Genomic DNA, 25095 nt, shown 5'->3' on the forward strand with positions numbered 1-25095 from the left:
ACCATATTGTGGGATTTGTTTGTTGTTAAATTATTTTTAGTTTTCTCAATCGTTATGTTTTTTATTTAAAAATTTTGTCAAAACAATTTATTTACAACTATATTTTTATATGTTACGATATGTTTGGAGAGTGATGTAATGGACAGTTCGAGTGTCTCGCAAATAATTGCGTTGGTGTTCTTGGTTACAATGTCCGCTGTGTTTTCATCAAGTGAAACGGCGATAACATCTGTAAGCAAAATAAAAGTTCGACAATTAGACCAAAAGGATAACAAAAATGCACATTTGCTAAAGAAATTGCACGATAATATGCAAACTACCATATCTACTATTTTGATTGGTAACAATATTGTAAACATCGCAGCGAGTTCTATAGCTACAATTTTATTCACAAATATTTTTCATCAAAACGGAGCTTTGATATCGACAGTTGTAATGACTGTATTTGTGTTGATTTTTGGTGAAGTTATACCGAAAACAATTGCACAATATAAAAACAAATCCGTAGCGTTAAAATTTTCTAGGTTTATTTATTTTCTTACTTTAGTTTTCAAACCAATTGTAAAAGTATTAAACCTCTTAACTCGTTTGGTAATCAAACTTTTTGTTGGAGAAGACGAAGATAGTTCGACATTGACTGAAGAAGAATTAAAAACTTTGGTGGAAGTTAGTGAAGAAGAAGGCGTACTGAAAAATCAAGAAACTGAAATCATGATAAATGCGTTGGAGTTAAAGGAAACTTTAGCAGTTGATATTATGACCCCAAGAACTAGCATGGCTTCAGTGGATATTGAAGATGCAGAGAGCGATTTGAAGGAAATCATCAAAAATATTACTTATTCTAGAATTCCAGTTTATGAGGACAGCATCGACGATATCATAGGCGTTCTTCACATAAAAGAATTAGCACACAAAATCATCGAAGATGACCGCGATTTTAAAATCAGAGATATACTGAAACCAGCATTCTATGCTTATGAATACATTCCAGTCGTAGATTTGTTCAAACAAATGCGAGCAAAAAATATTTCCATCAGTATCATTATCGATGAGTACGGTGGAACTAGTGGCATTGTAACGATGGAAGATATTTTAGAAGAGCTTGTCGGAGAAATCGACGATGAATACGATAATGAAAAAGAAGTAACTAAAATTAGCGAAAACGAATACTTAGTCGACCCTGAAATGAGAATCGATGAAGTAAATGAAAGGTTTGACCTTGACATTCAAAGTGACAAATTCGATTCAATAGGTGGATTTGTCATAGAATTATTGGACAGAATGCCAAAATCAAAAGATGAGGTTGAATTTGAAAATTTGAAATTCGTCGTAGTTAATGTTGATAAAAGAAAAATTACACAACTTATGATAATATTCAAATAATTTGCTCTCACGATATTCGTGAGAGTTTTCTTATGGGAAAATTGATAATTACAATAACATAAACAAAAAGTAGAAAATCATTTTTGCACGAACATCTGAATACATAAATTTGCGCAAAAATGTAATCTACTTTAATTTTTTTAAATACTTTATTATTTCCCTATTCCCAACGCTTGTTTCGCCAATTCATCAGCCATATCGTTATAAGTATCGTTGGAGTGACCTTTGACTTTTACGAAATTAATGTCGATTTGAGGTTTTATTTCATCGATAAATTTCTTGTAGCTTTTAGTTAGATTGTTGTTTGTTTTCCAGTCTCCATTAGCCCAGCTTTCGATTCCTTGATAATCATAAAAAATCGTGATTTTGTCCATTTTAAGTTCTACGGCTTTTTTAATTGCAAATACCGACCCACTTACTTCTCCAGATACATTTCTGTGAGTTGAAAATTCTGATTGAGGAAATTTTTGATTGAATTTGTCGATTTTACCATTGTGAAACAGCACACAACCAAAACTATATTCTCCCGTATCTTTCTTAAATGATCCATCTACATACGCCACGCATTCATTTTCATTTAAATTATCAATTGACGCTACTTTTTTATTATCTTCGCCATTTATGAAATTATCTGCCTCTTCTTTTGTCTTAAAAGATTTGAAAATCGCTCCCTTAAAACCATTTACTTGTTGTTGACAATCTGCCCAACTATTGTATATTCCAGGATTTCTCCCAATTTTTACCGCATAAAATTTACTCATTACATACCCAACAGCTCAAAGTTCCAGCTCCCACTTCAAAATCCCCGAATCCTTCATCATCGATTACAATTTCATTAGAATTTGTTCCAGTGATTTCCGTATACTTTTTACCTGCATTTTCCTTTCCTACATTCATTCTCAAAGTATTGATGTCGCCAGTGCTGATTACAACAGCCATTGGATTGTGAAAATCATCTCCGTGTCTAATCCAACCTATCAAATTTTCACTTTCCATATAATCTGTTTGCTCTCCAAATGCGTAATGTTTTCTGATGTACATCAAATTATCTATAATATCCTTTTGCCCTTCGATATTAAATTCTCCACCTATTTTACAATAATCACCGTAAAACACGCAAGGATATCCGTCTTTTCTAAGTAGAATCAAACCGTACGCAATTTTTTTGAACCAAGGCTCTACAAATGATTCCAACGACTGACCAGGTTCGCTGTCGTGATTATCCACGAATGTAACCGCAATTGTGGGATGTTCTTTTACCAAAGTATTGTCGAAAATTTTTCTCATATCAAATTTATCGCCCATTTTCGATGCAGAATACATATTAAAATGAAGTGCCACATCGAACAAATCCACATCGTATTTCGTATCGTATAAATAATGGTTAGTGTTGTCCTTATCTTGTAACCAATATTCACCGAAAAAATAAAAATCACGATTTGCAACTTTTTGTATATGCTTTGTGAAATCAATTATAAATTCATCGTCAATGTGTTTAAGCGCGTCGTATCTGAAGCCGTCCACATTAACATAATTCACAAACCATTCTCCCCACCTAAAAAGCTCAGCTTTAACATCAGGATTTTTGTGGTCAATATCTGCAAACATCAAATAATCGAAATTCCCTTTTTCGTTGGAAACATTCTCGCTAAATCCTTTGTTTTCTCCAGCGATTTCAAAAATTCCTTTCTTTTGTTGTTTATTGTCAAAGTCAACTCCATTGAAATGTTGAAAATGCCACACGAACTCAGAATATTTTCCATTTCTACCCTTGAAATCAAAGCCAGTCCATCCCTCAATATCATAAGCATCAGTAATTCTTTTCGTCCTGTCGTTAGAATCCACTTCATAAGCCTGAAAAGTTTCTGAGAAATCTGCTCCAGCTTTATGATTTAAAACAACATCTGCGTAAACTTTTATATCATTTTCGTGCAAAACTTCGATTAATTTTTTCAATTCTTCTACAGTTCCGTATTTTGTACGAACAGATCCTTTCTGATCAAATTCTCCCAAATCGTACAAATCATACACACCATAGCCAACATCATTTGTCCCTGTCGCTTTAAACATTGGAGCAAGCCACAACGAATCAATCCCTTTTTCTTTTAAATTCTTCGCTTCTTTCGTCAAATTTTTATAATAATTTCCATCGTCTGGCAAGTACCATTCAAAAGCTTGCATCATTATTTCGTTTCCCATTTGTTCCCCCTATTAATTGTAAGAAATTGCTTTATATTGTATAATCTAATAAGATTATAACATTAAAATGATAAGAATAAGGAGAATAAATGCAATATTTAGTCGGTAGAAATCCTGTTATGGAAGCTTTGGAAATGGATATGGGAGTAACCAATATATACATACAAAAAGGCGAATTAAAAGGATTTATTAAAAAAATAGAAAAAAAAGCTTACGATATGGGAATTAGAGTCGAATACGTCGATAAAAAATACATCGAAAAATTCGCAGAAAACACTGCTCATCAAGGCGTTATGGCAAAAATGCCAAGTTTTGGTTATTCAAGCGTTGATGAAATGATAATTTACGCCAAAAAAATAAATGAAGATCCATTTTTGATAATTTTGGACGAAATCACAGATCCTCACAATTTGGGATCCATCATCAGGACTGCAGAAGTTGCTGGATGCCACGGAGTTATAATTCCAAAACACCGCGCATGTGAGGTAAATGCAACTGCAATTAAAACAAGTGCAGGAGCTGTTTTTAATATCAAAATCGCACGTGTAACCAATATAACCACGACAATTAATTATTTAAAAGAACATAACATTTGGATTTACGGAGCCTGTGGAGAAGCTTCACAAACTCACACACAGGCTAACTTGAAGGGACCTATTGGTCTTGTAATAGGAAATGAGGGCAAGGGTATTTCGAGATTAGTCAGAGAAAACTGTGATCAGTTAATTAAAATCCCAATGTATGGAAAAACAGAATCACTCAATGCATCAAATGCTGCGAGTATTCTAATTTACGAAATCATACGCCAAAGGTATGAAAAATAAGCAAATTTATCTTTATGTCGATGGTTATAATATAATTAACGCTTGGCCGAATTTGTACAAATTATCAAATGACGTGGACTTGGATAGTGCCCGTGAAGAGCTCATTGATATAATGAAAGAATATCAAAATCTAAGCGGCGAACAAGTTTATGTGGTTTTTGATGCATACCTTGTAAAAGGTGGAATGAGCATCGAAGAAAAACGCGATAATTTGACGGTTGTTTATACAAAGGAACACGAATCTGCTGACCGATACATTGAAAGAAAAGTCAACGATATGAAAAAGCACGACAAAATGTATGTGGCTAGTAACGATGGAATGATCCAAAGAATTATTTTATCGCGTGGAGGTATCAGAATTAGTGCCAATGAACTTTGGAAAAATTATCTTACTTTAAAAGAAAACCTCAAAAGATCTAAGCTAAGAAAAAGAAAACAATCTACCGAAAATATTGTTACTATAGATAATGAAATTTATGAACAATTAGAAAAACTTCAAGATGAATTAAAAAAACAAAACTAGGTCACATGGCCTAGTTTTGTTTTTCAACATAAGGAGATACCCATTGTTAATGGATAAAATGAAAACGTTATTAACTGTTTTTATTATATCACCCTATATACAATTTGTCAAAATTTTAAAATTAAATTTTCAAATTTATTTTTGTTTATCTTCCTCTATCAAATTTTTGATTGCTTCGATTGCAACTTTAATGGCTACATCAGTGTCGTGACACACAGGATTATCCAAGTGTTTCTTCTCACGTTCTTGGTTTGCCACAACCAAAAAGCAAGATCCACATCTAACGCGAAGATAACTTGCAACCACAAATAAGGCTGCTGATTCCATCTCACTTGCCAATGTGCCAAGCCTTTTCCAAGCTTCCCATTTATTCAATAAATCGTATGACACGGGCATTTTTTCTGGTTCGTGTTGTCCGTAGAAGCTGTCCTTGCATTGAACAACTCCAACATGGTAATTATGTCCCAAATCTTTTGAAGCTTTTACCAAAGAATTTGTCACATCTAAGTTTGCAACTGCTGGAAATTCTATCGGAGCGTATTCCTTCGTAGTACCTTCAGCTCTTATCGCAGAATTTGCTATAACTACATCAGAACTTTTCACATCTTCTTGAATTCCTCCACAAGTTCCAACTCTTATAAAAGTATCTGCTCCTGCTTTGACAAGCTCTTCCATTGCAATTGCTGCAGAAGGACCACCGATTCCAGTACTTGTTACGGAAACTTTTTCTCCATTTATAGTTCCAGTGTATGTTACATATTCTCTATGATCTGCTACTAGCTTTGCATCGTCAAAATATTTTGCGATTTTTTCGCATCTTTTTGGATCTCCTGGTAAGATTACATACTTTCCAACATCTCCACTTTTAATATTCAAATGATATTGCACGCCTTCTTCTGCGTATTTCATAAAATCACCTCATTTTTATCTATATTACTAGTATATACTAATTTTAGACAAATATCATTATTGAGCGTTGATTTTAACGTAATTTGTGCGATAAATTATTTTTTTGAAGAAAATTCCCACAATTGTGTTCAAAACTGAAGTTGGCAAACACACTGCGACAAACATTGATGGTAGTAACTCTTTAAAATTTTCTGTACCCATTCCCATTGGAATTGCAAGAGATAAAAATACAAATCCACTTATCACGGTTCCTAAAGCGAATATCAAATTAGATTTTTTGCTGTTTTTGCCCATGAATTTGAACAAATAAAACACGATAATTCCAGAAACTAATTTGTCGATTATATTTGGAAGTTGTCCCATTGGAAAACTTGTTGTAAAAGCTGCAAGTCCTCCCGCAAACAAACTCAACACAAAAGCTTCTTTTACATTATCCATGAATAATATTCCCAAAAACATCATTACCAATAAAAAATCTGGCTTAACTCCCATAAACAACGCAGGTGTAACGTAATGTAGCAATAATCCTACACTTAAAAATATCGAACTTACTGTTAATTTTTTTGAATCCATAATATCTTCCTCTCTTTTTCATAATATTTTTTTCTCTCAAATTCATTTTATAAGTTCATTTCATTACACTCACCTGCCTTTATAATAAAAAAACACCTGTTCCCAAAAGGAACAAGTGTCAAAACTCGCGTTACCATCCTAATTTATGTGCAAAAATGCACACATCTCTTTCAGATACTTCCATATCCTATCCCTGTAAAGTGAGAATCACTTTTTGAACTACTAAGCTTCGTTCAAAATTCAGATAACCCCATTCATATAAACTTCGCTTAGAAATTCGCACCACCCATTTCCTCTCTTGAAGTTTCATTTATACTACTATCTTATCTATTGAATTTAATATTTTTAAATATTTTCTAATATTATACCACAAATAAAATAATTTACAAGTTATAAAACAGTTTTAAAATTAACATTTACCAAATCTTTTATAGAATTGTAAATTAAAGTTCTATCCAGAACTTCATCCAAAAACTCTTGTAGTTCTTCTCCTTCATAAAAAGAGAAGAAATAAATGTCGATGTTGATTTTGTTGATAATACTCTTATCTTCAAAGCCAATAACATTTAACAGATACATTGGATTGTCGATATCTAAGTTCACCTTAGCTTCGATATCTTGCAATATAGTATTTCTTTTCTTCGCAACTCTCATCATAGTCAAAATCAGCTCTGAAACGATGGAGCTTACGAAGAAATCAATTGATGTGAATTCTTCTTTTTCTGAGTCAAAAGAAATAGATGAGTCCACAGGAATACATGATTTTTCGTTGTAAACTTTGACCAAATCATTGGATACAATAGCCCTGAAATTTTTTTGGAATGAATTTATGTCATCATTCATATTCTTTCCTCAATTTATTTCTAGCATCAATCATAGATTGTATTTTTTCTCTTATGTGGTCGTACTCATTTACTGGTCTATTGGAGAATGTAGCAAATCCACAGTCTGGGTTTAGCCACAATTTATCCTTGTCGATAAATGTTAGAGCTTCCTTGGCTCTTTTGTAAATTCCTTCTGTGTCTTCCTTGTCATCCAATCTAGGATTTAACACTCCAAGTCCCAAAATCATTTTGTTGTTGATTCTTTCATCTGCTAGTAATGCTTTCAATTCTCCAGCTCTTGGTGTTGAAAATTCTAACGCCAACAAATCTGCATGAATATCTGCGAACAAATCCAAAAGCGGAGTATAAGGTCCTGTCAATAAAATACTTTCGTTTTTACTCCAATTACCACGACACACGTGAAGTGAACAGATAGATTTGTCTCTATCGACACTATCCATAACGCTTTTTATCAAATGTGTGGCAAACTTTAACTCTTCAGTTGGATCTTTTCTTGTAGACAATGATGCACACATGAAAGTTCTAGGTCTTCCTTCAGTGAACACAATTTCTGTAAGAACTGGTTCATCGAATTGAATTACGTCTACTCCGATTTCTTGAAGATTTTTGATTTCTTTTTTGTAAATGTCGATTACATCTTCTCCCAAATCTTCCTTACTGTCGTAGTATTTGGAACTAACATTTGCTAGCCACATACTTCTTGTAACCAAATAAGGACCAGGCATTGTAATCTTTACAGGTTTATCAGTCAATGATTTCAAAAGCTTTAATTCTTCTGATACAATGTCACCTTTGTATTCCAATTTGCCAGTACAAATAGCGTTTTTAATAGATGTTGCAGGAACATCTAATGTCGTCAAAATATTTTCGAATTCTCTTTTATCATCGACATAATCCAGCATTTCAGCCATGCTCATTTGAGTTACGCCACCAAGTTTTTCAGAAATAAAAGATACGTAATTGTCTCTTTCTATTTCTCCACTTGTGATTACATCTATGTCCAAATCTTCTTGTAATTGTACAACTTCTTTGGTCTTATCGTACACCATTTGTTCGTAGTCAGAAAGGCTAATCATATTAGCCTTTAACATCCTACGAGCTTTCATTATTTCGTCCCCTCTTGGCATAGACCCTATCAAAGAGGTATTGAATAATTTATTGTTCACTATTGAATCCCTTTAAGAAATTTCCTAAATATTCATTAGCTTCTGTAATTTGTTTGAAACCCTCTCTTCTACCAGGAATCCATTGTTTTAATCCTTCAAGATCCATGATTTCTTTTTCTTTTTCGTTGTTGTAATCCATCTTGAACATAATATCATCAAATGCTTTGATGTCTTCATCAGAAACTTCAGGATTGAATGTAAATATACAATGGTCAAAGTTATCAGTTTTATCTAAAACTTCAACTTCGTTTTTGTCTAGTGTACCATCACTAATCCAAGCATCATAATTTGTACTTAAGCAGAATGATGCATCAACTTCTCCATTAACCATAGCGATCATGCTGTCTTTTTCTCCACCAACGTGATCTCCGTGTAAGCCAACACCGATATCAAATCTTTTTTCAGTGTAATCTTTACCATATTCTAAACCATTTTGGTGTAAATAGTTTATAGGAATAAGTCTTGCTTGTGGAGAGTCAATAGCTCCAAATCCTATTGTTTTTCCTTTTAAATCAGAAACTTTTTCAAAACTACCTTTTTTAACTACTAGATAAGTCTTCTTATCTCTATCAGTATCTCTCATGCATCCGATCTTATCTTTTCCTTCAGATCTCAAGTGAGCGTCTAAATGTGCTAATGGGGAATTCCATGCTCCATCAATTTCTCCACTCATTAAAGCATCTACTTGTAGTTTGTAGTCTTTGAAGAATACTCCTTCGATTTCAGCTCCATTTTCCTTGAAAAATTCTTCAATCATTTCCCATATTACTGTAACTCTTGGAGCGTAAATAACTGCACCTATTTTTAATTTTTTCATTTAATTCCTCCTATTTTATTTACTTGATAAAGATTGTCCTAACATAACATGCAACACATCTAAAGATGGTGCCATGATTTGTCCAGCGTAAGCATCTCTCATCAACTTTTCAATTTCAGTTTTTCTATTGTAACTAATTCCTCCACCGACTCTCATTGCAAGAGTTGAGGATTCCATCGCATGTTCAATTGCAATAACTCTGGAAGCTATGATTTTTTGTAAAGCATCTTCATCATTTCCATCTAATGCTTCGGCTGCATCTTCTGCTAATGTTCTTGAACTTTGTGCTTTCGAATATATCTTGGATAGATACATTTGAACAATTTCTATATCTGCTAAACATCTTCCATCTGGATACTTTCTGTTTTTTGCATGATTTGTTGTGATTTTTGATAATCTAATATTTAAGCCAGAATATACACTAGCTAGACCTAATAAGAAAAACTTAGTAACTATTTTAGAAACTTCAGGACCTTCTCCTTCCACTCCTAATCTATTCATGTCTGTTAACTTAACACCTTCGAGTTTCATTGGACATGAAACATTTCCTCTCATTCCAACTCCATCCCAATATTTCATATTGAAACTCAATCCTTCAGATTCCAAAGGAACTGTCCAATAAGTAGTCTTACCCTCAAAATCACATGATTTACTCAAGAACAAATAATAACTAGCAAACGTAGCAGTAGTTACCATTGACTTTGTTCCGTTAAATACAAAATAATTTCCATCTTTTGTGCAAGTTGTTTCTGGATTACCAAAGTGAGTTCCTGTTCCAAATTCAGAATTAGCCAATGCCAAATACTTATTGTGATTGACTACATCATCCACAACTTTTTCATACAAATCTTTTTGTCCACATTTAATTACAGCATTCAATGCTACATTATGCATCATATAACATAATGCAGCTGACGGATTATACTCAGCAAAAGCCATAATTACTTTTTGGTGTTCTTTAGCTCCTTTACCAAGTCCACCCATTTCTTCAGGAACCAAAAGTTTTAAAAAACCTTCTTCTCCCATTTTTTCAAATGCTTCTTTTGGAAATGAACAATCCACATCTGAATTTTTTCCAGCCGTTTCTAAATATTTATTAGCAAACTCTTTTGCTTGTTCGTAAATATCCATAATTTCTTCCTTTTTATTGACATTTGTGTCCTATTTACTTGTTTTCTGTAGCTAAAATACCACCTAACATTACATGGAGAACATCCAATGATGGTGCCATAATTTGTCCAGCATAAGCGTCTCTCATCAACTTTTCTATTTCAGTCTTCTTATTATAAGTGATTCCGCCGCCAATTCTCATTGCAAGTGTAGCTGAATTCATTGAATTTTCAATTGAAGTCACTCTTGCTGCAATAATTTTTTTAAGCATATCTTCGCTATTATTAACTATAGATTCTGCTGCATCTTCTGATAGTGTTCTTGCACTTTGTGCCATTGAATATATCTTAGACAAATACATTTGAACAATTTCAATATCTGCTAAGCATTTTCCATTTGGATATTTTCTACTTGTAGCGTATTTATTAGTAATGTTTGATATTCTAATATTTAAACCAGCATATACACTAGCAAGTCCAAGTAAAAACATCTTTGTTACAACACTTGCGACTTCATCTGCTCCGCCTTCTTCGCCTAATCTGTAATCGGATGTCAACTTAACATTGTCAAATTTCATTGGACAAGAAACATTTCCTCTCATTCCAACTCCATCCCAATATTCCATATTGAAACTCAAACCTTCAGATTCCAATGGAACAACCCAATATGTCGTTTTACCTTCAAATTCAGCTGATTTACTGTTATATTGATAATAACTTGCATAAGTTGCACTTGTTACCATTGATTTAGTTCCCTTGAACACATAGTCATCTCCATTTTTAGTACAAGTCATTTCTGGATTACCAAAATGTGTTCCACTACCAAATTCTGAATCAGCCAACGCCATAAATTTATTATTTTCAACGACATCTTTTACTATTTTATCAATTAAAGTTTTTTGACCATAATCCAACACTCCACTGATTCCAACATTATGCATCATATAGCATAATGCTGCAGATGGATTGTATTCAGCAAATGCCATTGTAACTTCTTGGTGTTCTTTTGCTCCTTTGCCAAGTCCACCCATTTCTTCAGGAATCAAAAGTTTTAAAAATCCTTCTTCTCCCATTTTTTCAAATGCTTCTTTTGGGAAAGTGCAATCCTTGTCAGATTTTTTTCCTTCTTCTTCTAAATATTTTTTTGCAAATTCTTTTGCTTGTTCGTAAATTCCCATTATACCTCCTATAATAGTGGTTGACCTGTTATAGCTTTTCCTAACCAAACGTTAAGAACGTCTAGTGATGGAGCCATGATTTGTCCAGCGTAAGCATCTCTCATCAATCTTTGGATTTCAGATGCACAGTTGTAAGTCTTTCCACCGCCAACTCTCATAGCATAAGTTGAAGATTCGATAGCATTTTCGATAGCGCAAACTCTTGCTGCGATAATCTTGCATACTGCATCAGCTTCGCCGTCAACTAAAGATCTTGCTGCTAATTCTGTAAGAGCTTTTGCGCTCATTCCGTTAGCGTAAATCTTAGCTAAATGTAATTGAACTGTTTCAATATTAGCTAAACATTGTCCTGATGGATATTTTCTCTTCAATGCGTAATCATTTGTAACTTTTGATAATCTCAAGTTTAATCCAGTGTATACACTTGCTAAACCTAAAATGAAGTATGGAGCTACAACGTTAAATACTTGGTCAACACCTGAACCTTCTTCACCGATTCTGTTAACTTCGTCTAATTTAACATCTGTCATAGTCATTGGACATGAAACGTTACCTTTCATACCAATACCTTTCCAGTGGCTCATCTTGAATTCTAATCCTTCAGATTCCAATGGAACTAACCAGTTGTTGATGTCTCCTTCTTTTTCAGTTGATGGAGTTAAAATTAAGTAATAACTTGCATGAGTTGCGCTTGTTACCATTGATTTTGTTCCGTTGAAAACAAATTTTCCACCGTCTTTAGTTACTTTGATTTCTGGAATATAGAAGTGAGTACCAGTTCCGAATTCAGAATATGCTAAAGCCATGAATTTGTTGTTTTCAACTATATCTTTAACAACTTTTTTCTTCAATTCTTCGTTACCATTAGTAAGAACAGTCATTAAAGCTACGTTGTGCATCATGTAGCAAAGACCAGCAGTTGGGTTGCTTTCAGCAAATGCTAAAACAGCTTGTTGGTGTTCAATAGCAGTTTTTCCTAAACCACCCATTTCTTCTGGGATAAGTAATTTGAAGTAGCCAGCTTTTCCCATTTCTTCAAATGATTCTACAGGAAATCTACCTTCTTCATCTGAGCTTTTTGCATATGGTTCGATGTGTTCCAATGCAAATTTTCTTGACTCTTCGTAAAAATTCATAAAACCCTCCTAAAGTTTATATTTCAATTATATGATATCACCAATTCTCTAATAAGACCAGAAATATTGTTAAAAATTCTTCATTTATTGAAACTTTCTATAAATCCTACCAATTTCATTTGATTTTAAATGAATTAGAAAATTTCTTGATTTTTTTATTAGTTTTAACATTGAAATATCAACGTTATAACGTTTTAATTCATTTATAGAAAAAATCTATAAATGATTTTTCAAATTGTTAAAAATTTGCAATAAAAAACACTGCAAGATTTCTCTCACAGTGTTTTGTTATATTATCTATTTGTAGAATTTGGATTTACGACGTCTTCTTTCTTTGCGCCTTCTTCTTCCTTAGCTTTTTCTACAGATTCAACTTTTTTGCCTTCTTTTTCAAGATTTTCTTGAGGTTCTTGTGAATCTTCTACTGAGTTAGAATAATCCATTTCTGCCATTCTCTTGTAAGTGTTGTATCTTTCCTTAGCATCTCTTTCAGCTTCTTGGAATAATTCTTCAGCTTGTTCAGGGAATGATTTTTGTAATGACAAGTATCTTACTTCTCCTCTGATGAAGTCTTGGAATGATCCAGTTGGTTCTTTAGAGTCTAATTGGAATGGATTCTTTCCTTCTTCTGCAAGAGTTGGATCGAATCTGTATAAGTGCCAATAACCAGCTTCTACAGCTAATTTTTCTTGACGTTGGCTCTTACCCATACCAGCTTTAATACCGTGGTTGATACATGGTGAGTAAGCGATGATTAATGATGGTCCATCATATTCTTCAGCTTCTCTAATAGCTTTTAATGTTTGATTTTGGTTAGCACCCATAGCGATTTGTGCTACGTATACGTATCCGTAAGTTGATGCCATCAAACCTAAATCTTTCTTTCTAACTTTCTTACCACTTGCGGCAAATTGTGCTACAGCAGCTGTTGGAGTTGATTTAGAAGCTTGTCCACCAGTGTTTGAGTAAACTTCTGTATCGAATACCATAACGTTGATGTTTTCACCTGATGCTAATACGTGATCCAATCCGCCGTATCCGATATCGTAAGCCCAACCGTCTCCACCGAAGATCCATACAGATTTCTTAATCAAGAAGTCTCTGTCTGTTCTTATATATTTCAATAATTCTTCAGCTTCTGCGTTATTAGTGTCATCATCTAAGTGTTGTAAGATTTCTGCTGCACATGCTTTAGATGTAGCAACATCGTCCATGTTTTCAACAAATTTCTTGAATGGTGCATTCAATGGACTTTCAATGTTCAAGTCTAAGAATGCTTGCATTTTTTCTTTTAATTGTAATCTGATTTTCTTGATAGCTAAGTGCATACCATATCCGTATTCAGCGTTATCTTCGAATAATGAGTTAGCCCAAGCTGGTCCTTTACCTTCAGCGTTTGTGCAGTAAGGAGTTGAAGGAGCACTTGCACCCCAAATTGATGAACAACCTGTAGCGTTAGCTATAAGCATTCTATCACCGTATAATTGAGTGATTAATTTAGCGTATGGAGTTTCTCCACAACCAGCACAAGCTCCAGAGAATTCAAATAATGGTTGTTGGAATTGTGAACCTTTAACTGTTTTTTCTGCTGGCATTAAGTCTTCTTTGTATCCAACTTTTTCTACAGCGTAAGTCCAGTTATCTTTTTGTGCAAGATGTTGTTCTTCGAAAGGTTTCATGATTAATGCTTTTTCTTTTGCTGGACATACATCAGCACAGTTACCGCAACCTGTACAGTCTGCTGGTGAAACTTGGATTCTGAATGTTAAATCTTCAAATCCTTTACCAACTGCTTTTTTGCTTTCGAATGTTTCAGGAGCGTTCTTTCTGTCTTCTTCGTTTAATAAGAATGGTCTGATAACTGCGTGTGGACATACATAAGCACATTGGTTACATTGGATACATTTATCCATTTGCCATTCTGGAACGTTAAGAGCGATACATCTCTTTTCGTAAGCTGAAGTTCCCATTGGGAATTCACCGTTTGCTCTGTCTTTGAATGCAGATACTGGTAAATCATTACCTTGTTGTGCGTTCATTACACTTGCAACTTCTTTTACGAATTCTGGAAGGTTAGCGTCATTTTCAACGTCTTCTTCAGCGTTTTTCCATTCAGCTGGAACTTTGATTTCTACAAGTTGATCGATACCTTGATCTACTGCAGCGTAGTTCATGTTTACAATGTCTTCGCCTTTTCTTCCGTAGTTAGCAACTATAGATTCTTTTAATTTCTTGATAGCTTCATCTATAGGTAATACTTTAGATAATTTGAAGAATGCAGCTTGCATAATCATGTTAGTTCTTCCACCTAATCCTACTTCTGCTGCAATCTTAGAAGCGTTGATTGTGTAGAATTTAATGTCATTTTCAGCGATATATTTCTTTAATTTACCTGGAAGGTGAGTATCTAATTCTTCTTCATTCCAGATACAGTTTAGTAAGAATGTACCACCTTTTCTTAAACCTCTTAATAAATCGTATTGATATACATAAGCTTGTTTTGAACAAGAAATGAAATCTGATTCATCTAATAGGTAAGTTGAGTGAATTGGGTTGTTACCAAATCTTAAGTGAGACATTGTAACCCCACCAGATTTTTTAGAGTCATAGTCGAAGTAACCTTGAGCGTACATGTCAGTACCATCACCTATGATTTTGATAGCTGATTTGTTAGCGCCTACTGTACCGTCAGAACCGAATCCCCAGAATTTACATCTGATAGTTCCTTCAGGTGAAGTGTTGATAACATCTTTTACTTCTAATGATCTATGAGTAACATCATCTACTATACCGATAGTAAATTGTGTTCTTGGTTTATCTTGTTTTAAGTTTTCGTAAACTGTGTTAATGTGAGTTGGAGTTGTATCTTTTGAACCTAAACCGTAGATACCACCAACGATAACTGGTTTATTTTCATGATCATAGAAACAATCTCTAACATCAAGATATAGAGGTTCTCCCAATGAACCTTTTTCTTTAGTTCTGTCTAAAACTGCGATTTTCTTAACTGTTTTTGGAATAGCATTTAAGAAATGTTCTTTAGAGAATGGTCTGTATAAGTGAACTTTTAATACTCCGACTTTTTCTCCCTTAGAAACTAAATAATCAACAGTTTCTTCAATAGTTTCAGTTACTGAACCCATAGCTACTATAATATTTTCAGCATCTTCAGCACCATAGTAGTTGAATAATCCGTAGTTTCTGCCTGTAATCTTGTTAATTTCATTGATATAGCCTTCAGTAATACCAACGATATCTTCATAGTATGTATTAGATGCTTCCATACCTTGGAAATAAACGTCTGGATTTTCAGCTGTACCCATAGTCTTAGGGTTTTCTGGATTTAATGCGTTTCTTCTGAATTCATCAATAGCTTCCCAATCAACGATTTTTGCCAAATCTTCGTAGTCCATAACTTCGATTTTTTGAATTTCGTGACTAGTTCTGAAACCGTCGAAGAAATGTAAGAATGGAACTTTACCTTTGATAGAAGAAAGGTGAGCTACTGCTGCTAAATCCATAACTTCTTGTACTGAACCTGAGCATAACAATGCAAAACCAGTTTGTCTTGCTGCCATAACGTCTTGGTGGTCACCAAAAATGCTAAGTGCATGTGATGCCAAAGCTCTTGCTGATACGTGGAATACGCCAGGTAAGTTTTCTCCGGCAATCTTGTACATATTTGGAACCATCAACAATAAACCTTGTGATGCTGTGAATGTAGATGCCAAAGCCCCTGCAACTAAAGCCCCGTGTACTGAACCAGCTGCTCCACCTTCTGATTGTAATTCAGTTACTTGTACAGTTTCACCGAATAAGTTCTTACGTCCATCTGCTGCCCAAACATCAATTGCTTCAGGCATTGGTGATGATGGAGTAATTGGATAAATAGTTGCCACATCTGAAAATGCATAAGCTACGTGAGCAGCGGCTGTATTTCCATCCATGGTTTTCATGTGTTTTGCCATTTATTTAACCCCCTATATATAAATAAATAAATTGTTTAAATCAAAACGGACAAACTCCGCTCTATGAGTTATTATAACTCAATAATTTTTTCATTGCAAGAATAACAAACTTCATCAAAAAATTTTATTGTGAAATTATTTTTTGTTATTTTTTAACTGCTTTCTATGCTCCTCAGTATCTTTTTTCATGTTTGCAATTAACTTATTATTTAACTCTTGTGCAGCATTATAACCCAAAAGTTTTTGTCTTTGATTTCTAACTGCAACTTCTACAATCATTGCGATATTTCTACCTGGTTTTACAGGAACTTCAAGATATGGAAGTTCAACTCCCAAAATTTCTGTAGTGTGATCGTCAAGTCCAATTCTGTCGTATTCTTTATCGTCTTGCCATTTTTCTAGCTTTATAACCAAATCGATAAACGTTGTTAATCTTACTGAACCAGTACCGTATAATCTTTGAATGTCTAAAATTCCTAGACCCCTAACTTCCAAATAGTGTCTGATATTAAGAGGAGCTTGTGCCAACAATCCTTTTTCGATTTTTCTAATTTCAACCACATCATCTGCAACAAGTCTGTGACCTCTAGTAACCAAATCCAAAGCAGTTTCGCTTTTTCCTACAGAACTGTCTCCCATCAACAAAACTCCCATACCAAAAACATCCAACAACGAAGCGTGTATTGTATCTTCCTCACTAAGGAAATATTCCAATACTTCATCCAAGGCTGAGATAAGTCTAGTAGTTGTTCTGTCCGAAATTAACAAAGTTTTGTCGTATTCATCCGCTAATTTTCTAACTTCATCAGGAATTTGAGCATAATGTGAAAACACAATACAAGGAATATCATATTCCATCATTGCCCTTACTCTTTCTTTTCTAAGTTCAATATCCATCGCCATATAATATGCAAGTTCAGCCTTACCAAACAATTGAATTCTTCTGTATGGAAATTCTTCCAAGAAACCAGATAATTGTAACCCTGGTCTGTTAATTTCAGAATTTGTAATCTCAATTGTTTCGTAATCAGAACTTGTTCTGACAACGTGCAAGTCTAATTTTTTAACAACCGCACTTAATTTTACTGTTTTCATAAGTTCCCTCCTTATTATATTTTATTATCTAATCTGTATATAAGCAAACAATCTTCGATAATAAACGACGAAATCACAAATCAATTGTTACGTTTTTGTAATATTTAACGTTTTTCTAACATGATTTGTTACAAAAAGGTTACAACAAGTTACAAATGTGTTACAATATATTATATTAAATTTGCAGATTAAAAACTTTTAATCGTAAAATTAGGAGGAAAAATGAACAATATAAAAAAACCATTGTTAGTGATGGGATTAATGTTTACCTTTTCTGCTTTAAATGCAACTTCTTCATTTGCTGATGTTGACAATACAAAGCTTGTAGAAGAAGTAAAACATGACGCTTTAAATTACACTACAAATTTGCAAAATACAATTAAAGATCAAGAAAATGTGAATACAGAGGATTCCATCAAATCCAATGGTGCACAACAAACTGAAAAAGTTAATACTGAAAATACTGAAAAAGAAGATAAAAAAGAAACTAGTAAGGAAGATTTGACAGAAGGCTTTGAAGATTCAAAAGAACTTTTGAAAAAACCTGCTGAAGTAAAAGCAGTTAAAAGAGCCGATGTGAAGAAAATCACTTCATCAAGTAAATACGAAACAGCTACTAATATAAGAGATGAATATTTTTCAGAATCAAACACAGTTATTTTGACAAATAGCTCAACATTTGTAGATTCACTATCTGCTGTTTCATTATCAAGAGGTAACACTCCAATATTATTTACTAACCAATCTTCATTAGATAGTAAAACTTTGGCAAACTTAAAAGCTAACAACCCTAAAAAAGTTTACATCTTAGGTGGAGAAAAATCCGTTAGCAATTCAGTTGTTGAACAACTTAAAAGTTTGGGAATAATTGTAGAAAGAATTGCTGGACACGATAGATACGAAGTTAATTCTAAGGTTGCAGCAAAAACACATAATCCAAATACAAAACAAAAAACAAATATACTTATAACTTCAGGCGAAAATCATAGTGATGCTATATCATCTGCTATTTTAGCTCAAAACAAAAAAGCTCCTATACTTTTCGTTAGAAAAAATGAAGTTCCTACATCTATCAAAGGTTATTTGTTATCTTTGAAGAGAAACAATGCTATAGGAAGTATAACAATCGTTGGTGGTAACTTATCAGTATCTCAACAAGTAGAATCATACTTAAAAACTTTCAGTAATAATGTAAGTAGGATTGCTGGTCGTGACAGATACACTACTAACGTAAAAGTTGCAAAACAAGTTAACCCTAATGCAAAAAGAGTAATCGTAACTGAAGGTAATGGTTACAACGATGCATTATTAATGACACCTGTTGCTACTAAGTTAAATGCTTCTTTAATATTGACAAAACCTAACGATGTAACAAGAACAAAAGATTATTCTTCAAACGACAAAAACTCTACTATGGAAGCATTCTTTAAGAACAACAAATCCATAGACCAAGTTATAGTTTGTGAAGGAAATCATTCAATTTCTGATTTCGTATCATCATCAATATCTGATTTGTTAGCAGGTAAAAATCTTAAAACTGCACCAAAAGCAGATGCATTATACAAAAAAGAAAAAGCTGAATTGAGAAAAAGTACAACTGAAAAATCTAAAAAGGTTGAAAAACCTGTAGATTCATTACAAGCTCAACTTGCAAAAGCAAAAAGAGTATTCACAGTAAGATCGACAGCTTACACTTCTGATCCTAGAGAAAACGGTGGATGGAATGTTACAGCAATCGGAACTAAGATTAGACGCGGTGTTATCGCAGTAGACCCAAGAGTTATTCCTTTGAGAACAAGAGTATACGTAGAAGGATACGGATTTGCTACAGCAGAAGACACTGGCGGAGCTATTAAAGGAAATAAAATTGATGTAGTTATGGATACTAAAGCACAATCACGTAACTGGGGAGTTAGAAACGTCAAAATCTACATTTTATAATATAACTACTATAATATAACTTCCAAGCACTGATTAAAATCAGTGCTTTTTTAATGTAATTTTTTACAATGATTTTGATATACAATGTCAGTTTTCACTCATTATCATATAAATTTTAAGCGATTTTTCATTAAAAACCGTATTTGTTACATTTTTTTAATAATTAGCCTTTTGAATGGTGTTTTTTATGTTTTTGTACAAAAGTTACAAATTGGTTACAAACCATTCCCTATTTTATGCGAAGTGTAATTTTCAAGTAATTCACAAAATTTTGGATTTGTAAATAGTTTTGAGCAAATTTTACATAAAATCTAGCACATTGTACAAATTAAACCAATAAATGTCAAATTTGTTTGAAACTTATGAAAAATTCTTGTAAACTATTAGAGTAATTTGAATAAGTTACAAATTGGTTACAAAAATAATGAGCAATTAAAATTAGCTCATTGAAGTATATTAGGAGGATACATGAATAATTTTAAGAAGCCACTTCTTGTAATGACTTTGGCTGTATCATTATCTTTGGGAGCAAATGTTTCATTTGCAGATAATGAAAATAACAAGTCAGAAACAAATGTTAAAGCTATATTAGATAATTCAAGTAAAACTGAAACAACAACTAAGATACAAGTAAAGCTAGATGAAAATAACAAAGTAATATCTAATAAAAATCAAGTTAATAAAGAAGAAAAAGAAGTTGAAGTCAAATCACAAAAGAGTGCCAAAACAGAAAGAATTGACGCAAAAAACAGATTTGAAACAGCTAAGAAAATCAAAGAAAAAGAATTCAAAAATGCAGATACTGCCGTAGTTGTGAATTCTAACGAATTTTCAGACTCAATCAGTGCAACAAACATTTCAAATGGTAAATCACCTATTCTTTACACTGATTCTGACAAATTAGACAACTTGACAAAAGAAGCTTTGAAAGGCGTCAAAAAAGTCTACATAACTGGTGGCGAAAAAACTATTAGTTCAAAAGTAGTTGACGAATTAAACGGTATGGGAATTGAAGTCATCAGAGTAAAAGGCAAAGACAGATACGAAGTTAATGCAAAATCAGCTACTACGTCTCACCCAGTTTCTAACAAGAAACAAAACGTAGTTATCGCATCTGGTGAAAACTTTGCAGATTCGATTTCTTCTACTTCTTTAGCTAAGAAAAAGAACGCTCCAGTTCTATTAGTTAAAAAGAATGAAGTTCCAAAATCAATCAAAGAATACTTAAACTCTTTCAGCAAAAAAGGTCTTTTAGAAGACATCACTATAGTAGGTGGAGAAAATTCAGTTTCAAAAGCTGTTGAAAACGAACTTTCAAAACTTGCAAAAGTTACTAGAATTGCAGGACATGACAGATACCAAACATCTGTAAAAGTTGCAAAACAAGTCGGTGTAAATTCTGAAAGAACAATCGTAGCTAGTGGAGAAAAATTTGTAGATGTACTTGCTGCATCTCCTGTAGCTCAAAAATACAACGCACCAATTGTTTTGGTTAAGAAAATGGACGTTCCAAGAAACGAAGATTACAAAACACAAGAACAAAAATCAAACTCTGTGGAATCTTTCTTCAGACAAAACAAATCAAACATCATGTACACAATGGTATTTGGTGGCAAAAATACTATCGATAATTTCGTAGTTAACGGAATTAAAGATTTGTTAGCTGGTAAATCACTACAAGCAAAACCAAAAGTAGATGCATTAGTAAACGTACCTAAAAAACAAGCTCAAGAAGAAACTAGTAAATTAGACAAAATCGTAACTCTTGCTTACAAACAATTAGGTAAGCCTTACGTTTGGGGAACTCACGGTCCTAGATCATTCGACTGTTCAGGACTTACATCTTATCTTTACAAACAAGCTTATGGAATTTCAATAAGTCCAAGCTCAAGATCACAAGTTTCTTATGGACACAAAGTTTCCAAATCAAACTTGAAAAAAGGCGATTTGATGTTCTTCGCAACAGGTGGTGGCGGAATAAGTCACGTTGGAATTTACGTTGGTAACAACAAATTAATCCACGCTTCTACACCATCAACAGGGGTTATCTTATCAGATATCAACTCAAGTTATTACCAAAGAACATTCGTTACAGCAAGAAGATTATTAGGTTAAATTCAAAAGCAATGATTCATCGGAATCATTGCTTTTTTGATTGTCTATTTGAATTTTATTGTTTCATCATCGAAAACTCCAATTGAGTTTTTAATTTTCAAACTGTACACGCTATCTCCTACTGGTACGATCATCATGTCATCTTTTGCATCTTCAAAAAATACTAGCTTATCTTTTTCTAAATTATACGCAATTTTATTGTCCAACCAAGTCATATATTTCTTGGATACTTTAAATCTTTTCAATACATTTTCATAACCTTTTATCGTAGATTCCATAATCAACTTATCATTCTTGTACAACCTTGAATTTCCAGTCTTAAAATCGTACAAAGAATAGAAAACGTCTTTATCATTCATCACAACATCAATAGGATACTCATCCTCTTTCAAATCTCTACTGAAGACTTCCTTATCATCCATATCTTTGACAGTTAATTTGTCCTTCTCATAATGCATATACATTACAGACTTATCGTTTTTGATTAATTTCCCAATCTTGCCAGTAGATTCAAATGTATCATTATTATTCTTGAATATTTCACATTCGAAAAATTTAATTGGAGAATCGGAACGCAAAATCATAGCGTACACATTTTTATCCAACAACTTAGCATCACTAATATGTTCTGTGGATGTCAGATTTTTCATTCCATCATCTGTTTTAATCATAAGTTTAGAAGCTAAATCTTCATCTGATTTGTAAAGGAGATAATCTTTTTTATCGACATCGTGTATTCCGTATGCATCATCTAACTGTACCAATTCATCCTTGGAACCGTCGTAAATAAAGTTCTTGCCGTCTTTTAACACGACAATTTTATCTCCATACAGTTTCTGAATAAATTCAGAGTCCTTTAATTTATCTGTGTATTTGTTGTGAGAATCCATTTTTTTGATTCTGTCTACTTTTACGCTGGATTCTACGCCCTTGTACACTTCCTTTTTCCCACAAGACACAAGCATCATCATACACAATGCAACCATCAAAAATTTTTTCATAAATTCCCTCCCGTACCAATAAAATACTTCTGCTAATATTTATTAATTAATATATACCCAGAATTTACAAAAAATACAATTAGCGTAAATTTTTATAAAACTTTTCGGTTTCTTTTTCAGTTGGGAAATTGAACACAAGGTTTTTGTTATCCTTAGTCTTTATCCAAATAGCCCTTGGATTGTCGTTGTGAATGTACACATCACAGTTTCCAATTCCTTTTATTGAAAACTTTCCATATGAATAATGTTTCAATGACGTTCCGTTCAATCTAACGCCATCTGTTTTACCGATGTCTTCGATTAGCTCAACTTTTTCAATTGATTTTTTGTCAATCACAGTAGTATAAATAGATTCAGAGACTGTAAGAGTGCTCGGTGTGTTATCTACGGTGTAAGTTTTAGGTAAACTCATATTTATCATCAAAAATTCAACTGAAATCAATAAAACAGCAGTCAATGCATAGAGTATTTTGCCTGATAATTTTGCCCTGTTAAAAGTCATATTGCCATTTCTTACGCTAACATCTTCAACCATAAGTCTGTCATCTTTCGGATTGTAATAACCCCACGGATCAAAGAAGTCCCCATTGTACAAGTCGCTATTAATCGCAGTTAAATTTTTTGCTAGGGTTTGGTATTTAAAAAGAGCCAATAGTATAGCTATAGTGTACAAAACAATATAGGAAAGTATTGGAAATATCTTGTAAATGTCTTTTGATGAATAGTAAGCTACGACAAATCCCAAAACGATAAACATAATATATATCGCGTACATTGTTTGTTGTATTTTTATGATGCTTTCTTCATTCAACTTTAAGTTTTCATCAGAATTTGTAGAATAAACTTTAATGTTTTTCTTGCCCAAAAACCATCCCGTTAATATCGTACTTGCACTCATTGCTACTAGCAACAAAATGTAGACGAAAAACATCTCACTATTTTTGAAAAAAGCTACCAACAGTACGATTTGAACTACCAGTGGAATAATCCATGCCTTTAGTTTGATTTTCTTTTTCTCAATATCTCTTGAAGTCTTCAAATCATACGTCAAAATACTACTCTCAGTCGATATGTTATTGTCTTTTTTGTATTGTCGTATTCTTTTCATTGCGTTGTATTCGATAATATTTGCACTCACAAGATAAACAACTATTAAATTGTAGTACACAAGCATTATCCAGTCGTAGTCAAGCAACACAATAAAAGATAAAATCATGCTAACTGCAAATAAAATATTCAATTTTTTCTTCGTTTTTCCCAATAAATCTACGATAAACTCATCATCTTCATGACCTCTTGGAAAATTGGTGAACAACATAAACGTATCATTTATTTTCAATGTATAAATGTTCATTCTTCGCATGATGAACAAAATAAACACCAAACTAAAAAATAAAATAAATTGCAACATCATTTTATAATTTCCTCCACTATATTTTTAATATACTCTTGTGATTTGCCGCGAATTTTCGCTTCCATCAATAGTAGTTTCAATTCATCTTCGAATGAATTTCGTGAATAACCTTCGTCCACGCAAATCTTAGCCCCAACTCTTCTGTCTATTACAATAATTTTTTCGTCCTTCAAAATGTTGTAGGCCTTACTAATTGTCATAGGATTAATTCCCAAATCATTTGCAAATTGCCTAACAGAAGGAAGTTCGTCGCCATTTTGTAAGTTGCCATTGGCAATTTCTCTAATAATTTCGTTTCGAATTTGAGTGTAAATTGGAACATCACTCGTCGTATTTATGTTAATCATCCTGTCCTCCTTGTATTACTTATTATAATACAGATTAGACACAGATGCAATATTTTTTCAAAGAAAAAAAGAGCGCATCGAAATGCACTCTAAATTTTTAATATGATGGTTTACCTACCAATAAATTTCTACGATAAAACTACATCGCACCTATTAATTTGTTAAACGTATCCTTGTCGATTTCCCATACTCCTTCGTATGGTTTTTCGATGTAGTATTTTTTGTTTTGATACAAATACAACGTCATTTTTTCATCTTTTCCGTAGAATATTTCCATTTTTCTGAAATCTTTTGTATTCGCTGGAGTATCGTTGTTTGATTTTTTCCTAGTTGGTTTTGCTTTTTCTTGTATCAATTTTATTGTGTCCACGATATCTTTTTTCGAAGTGATGGACGCCGTTGGTCCTTCCTTGTTTTCCTCGATTTTTGTAACTGTGATTACTTGTGAATCATTAGCGTTTGGAAGTGTTATTGGATTTGCTTTTTTGCAGGATACCATAACCAACATCAACACCATAACTAACAGTACTAATCTAATTTTGTTTTTCATAA

The 25095-nt window shown here is 33.1% G+C and carries 21 protein-coding genes; 5 read left to right on the plus strand and 16 right to left on the minus strand.

Going from position 1 to position 25095, the window contains the following annotated elements; genetic code table 11:
- Positions 1-138 precede the first annotated feature (138 nt).
- Positions 139-1383, plus strand: coding sequence for a hemolysin family protein (locus HMPREF0391_RS03455; RefSeq protein ID WP_002835484.1), 1245 nt, complete (start codon positions 139-141; stop codon positions 1381-1383).
- Between the two features lie 152 nt (positions 1384-1535).
- Here HMPREF0391_RS03455 and HMPREF0391_RS03460 read toward each other — a convergent pair whose 3' ends face one another.
- Together HMPREF0391_RS03460 and HMPREF0391_RS03465 are read right to left on the minus strand one after the other, a co-directional pair.
- Positions 1536-2144, minus strand: coding sequence for a viroplasmin family protein (locus tag HMPREF0391_RS03460; protein WP_002835485.1), 609 nt, complete (start codon positions 2142-2144; stop codon positions 1536-1538).
- Positions 2137-3582: an alpha-amylase gene (locus HMPREF0391_RS03465; RefSeq protein WP_002835486.1), complete on the minus strand. Its 1446-nt coding sequence runs from the start codon at positions 3580-3582 to the stop codon at positions 2137-2139. The genes HMPREF0391_RS03460 and HMPREF0391_RS03465 overlap by 8 nt, the downstream gene beginning before the upstream one ends.
- Before the next feature lie 89 nt (positions 3583-3671).
- Between HMPREF0391_RS03465 and rlmB the strand changes: the two genes are divergently transcribed.
- Both rlmB and HMPREF0391_RS03475 read left to right on the plus strand, forming a co-directional pair.
- On the plus strand, positions 3672-4406 hold the full coding sequence (gene rlmB / locus HMPREF0391_RS03470) for a 23S rRNA (guanosine(2251)-2'-O)-methyltransferase RlmB (protein WP_002835487.1): 735 nt from the start codon (positions 3672-3674) through the stop codon (positions 4404-4406).
- Complete coding sequence (locus HMPREF0391_RS03475; RefSeq protein WP_002835489.1) at positions 4396-4929, plus strand: NYN domain-containing protein; 534 nt, start codon at positions 4396-4398, stop codon at positions 4927-4929. Before rlmB ends, HMPREF0391_RS03475 begins: the two co-directional genes overlap by 11 nt.
- 135 nt (positions 4930-5064) lie before the next feature.
- On the opposite strand, the gene udp is transcribed toward HMPREF0391_RS03475, so the two are convergent.
- The 10 genes from udp to hprK all read right to left on the minus strand — a co-directional run bounded on the left by udp (position 5065) and on the right by hprK (position 17725).
- Complete coding sequence (gene udp, locus HMPREF0391_RS03480) at positions 5065-5838, minus strand: uridine phosphorylase (protein WP_002835490.1); 774 nt, start codon at positions 5836-5838, stop codon at positions 5065-5067.
- A gap of 57 nt (positions 5839-5895) precedes the next feature.
- Complete coding sequence (locus HMPREF0391_RS03485; RefSeq protein ID WP_002835491.1) at positions 5896-6411, minus strand: tryptophan transporter; 516 nt, start codon at positions 6409-6411, stop codon at positions 5896-5898.
- Between the two features lie 390 nt (positions 6412-6801).
- On the minus strand, positions 6802-7254 hold the full coding sequence (locus tag HMPREF0391_RS03490; protein WP_002835493.1) for an OsmC family protein: 453 nt from the start codon (positions 7252-7254) through the stop codon (positions 6802-6804).
- The gene (locus HMPREF0391_RS03495) at positions 7247-8422 is read right to left on the minus strand and encodes a cobalamin-independent methionine synthase II family protein (RefSeq protein WP_035109265.1); all 1176 of its coding nucleotides are present in this window, start codon (positions 8420-8422) and stop codon (positions 7247-7249) included. Before HMPREF0391_RS03495 ends, HMPREF0391_RS03490 begins: the two co-directional genes overlap by 8 nt.
- Positions 8412-9239, minus strand: a complete 828-nt coding sequence (locus tag HMPREF0391_RS03500; protein WP_002835495.1) for a phosphate/phosphite/phosphonate ABC transporter substrate-binding protein — start codon at positions 9237-9239, stop codon at positions 8412-8414. Before HMPREF0391_RS03500 ends, HMPREF0391_RS03495 begins: the two co-directional genes overlap by 11 nt.
- 15 nt (positions 9240-9254) lie before the next feature.
- Positions 9255-10370: an acyl-CoA dehydrogenase family protein gene (locus HMPREF0391_RS03505; RefSeq protein ID WP_002835496.1), complete on the minus strand. Its 1116-nt coding sequence runs from the start codon at positions 10368-10370 to the stop codon at positions 9255-9257.
- A 34-nt stretch (positions 10371-10404) separates the two neighbouring features.
- Complete coding sequence (locus HMPREF0391_RS03510; RefSeq protein WP_002835498.1) at positions 10405-11526, minus strand: acyl-CoA dehydrogenase family protein; 1122 nt, start codon at positions 11524-11526, stop codon at positions 10405-10407.
- 8 nt (positions 11527-11534) lie between these two features.
- The gene (locus HMPREF0391_RS03515; RefSeq protein ID WP_002835500.1) at positions 11535-12662 is read right to left on the minus strand and encodes an acyl-CoA dehydrogenase family protein; all 1128 of its coding nucleotides are present in this window, start codon (positions 12660-12662) and stop codon (positions 11535-11537) included.
- Positions 12663-12955: 293 nt separating this feature from the next.
- Complete coding sequence (gene nifJ / locus HMPREF0391_RS03520) at positions 12956-16630, minus strand: pyruvate:ferredoxin (flavodoxin) oxidoreductase (protein ID WP_002835502.1); 3675 nt, start codon at positions 16628-16630, stop codon at positions 12956-12958.
- Positions 16631-16765: 135 nt separating this feature from the next.
- Positions 16766-17725, minus strand: a complete 960-nt coding sequence (gene hprK, locus HMPREF0391_RS03525) for an HPr(Ser) kinase/phosphatase (protein WP_002835503.1) — start codon at positions 17723-17725, stop codon at positions 16766-16768.
- Positions 17726-17947: 222 nt separating this feature from the next.
- On the opposite strand from hprK, the gene HMPREF0391_RS03530 reads away from it, so the two are divergent.
- Together HMPREF0391_RS03530 and HMPREF0391_RS03535 are read left to right on the plus strand one after the other, a co-directional pair.
- The gene (locus HMPREF0391_RS03530) at positions 17948-19666 is read left to right on the plus strand and encodes a cell wall-binding repeat-containing protein (RefSeq protein WP_002835504.1); all 1719 of its coding nucleotides are present in this window, start codon (positions 17948-17950) and stop codon (positions 19664-19666) included.
- Between the two features lie 468 nt (positions 19667-20134).
- The gene (locus HMPREF0391_RS03535; protein WP_002835505.1) at positions 20135-21781 is read left to right on the plus strand and encodes a cell wall-binding repeat-containing protein; all 1647 of its coding nucleotides are present in this window, start codon (positions 20135-20137) and stop codon (positions 21779-21781) included.
- A gap of 44 nt (positions 21782-21825) precedes the next feature.
- Here HMPREF0391_RS03535 and HMPREF0391_RS03540 read toward each other — a convergent pair whose 3' ends face one another.
- The 4 genes from HMPREF0391_RS03540 to HMPREF0391_RS03555 all read right to left on the minus strand — a co-directional run bounded on the left by HMPREF0391_RS03540 (position 21826) and on the right by HMPREF0391_RS03555 (position 25093).
- Complete coding sequence (locus HMPREF0391_RS03540; protein ID WP_002835506.1) at positions 21826-22782, minus strand: hypothetical protein; 957 nt, start codon at positions 22780-22782, stop codon at positions 21826-21828.
- 79 nt (positions 22783-22861) lie between these two features.
- The gene (locus tag HMPREF0391_RS03545; RefSeq protein ID WP_002835507.1) at positions 22862-24196 is read right to left on the minus strand and encodes a PH domain-containing protein; all 1335 of its coding nucleotides are present in this window, start codon (positions 24194-24196) and stop codon (positions 22862-22864) included.
- Positions 24193-24543, minus strand: a complete 351-nt coding sequence (locus HMPREF0391_RS03550) for a GntR family transcriptional regulator (RefSeq protein ID WP_002835508.1) — start codon at positions 24541-24543, stop codon at positions 24193-24195. Before HMPREF0391_RS03550 ends, HMPREF0391_RS03545 begins: the two co-directional genes overlap by 4 nt.
- A 139-nt stretch (positions 24544-24682) precedes the next feature.
- Positions 24683-25093 carry a DUF5301 domain-containing protein gene (locus HMPREF0391_RS03555; RefSeq protein ID WP_002835509.1) on the minus strand — a complete coding sequence of 137 codons (411 nt, stop codon included), beginning with the start codon at positions 25091-25093 and terminating at the stop codon, positions 24683-24685.
- Positions 25094-25095: the final 2 nt, after the last annotated feature.

It is taken from the genome of Finegoldia magna ATCC 53516, from assembly GCF_000159695.1.
GTDB lineage: Bacteria > Bacillota > Clostridia > Tissierellales > Peptoniphilaceae > Finegoldia > Finegoldia magna_F.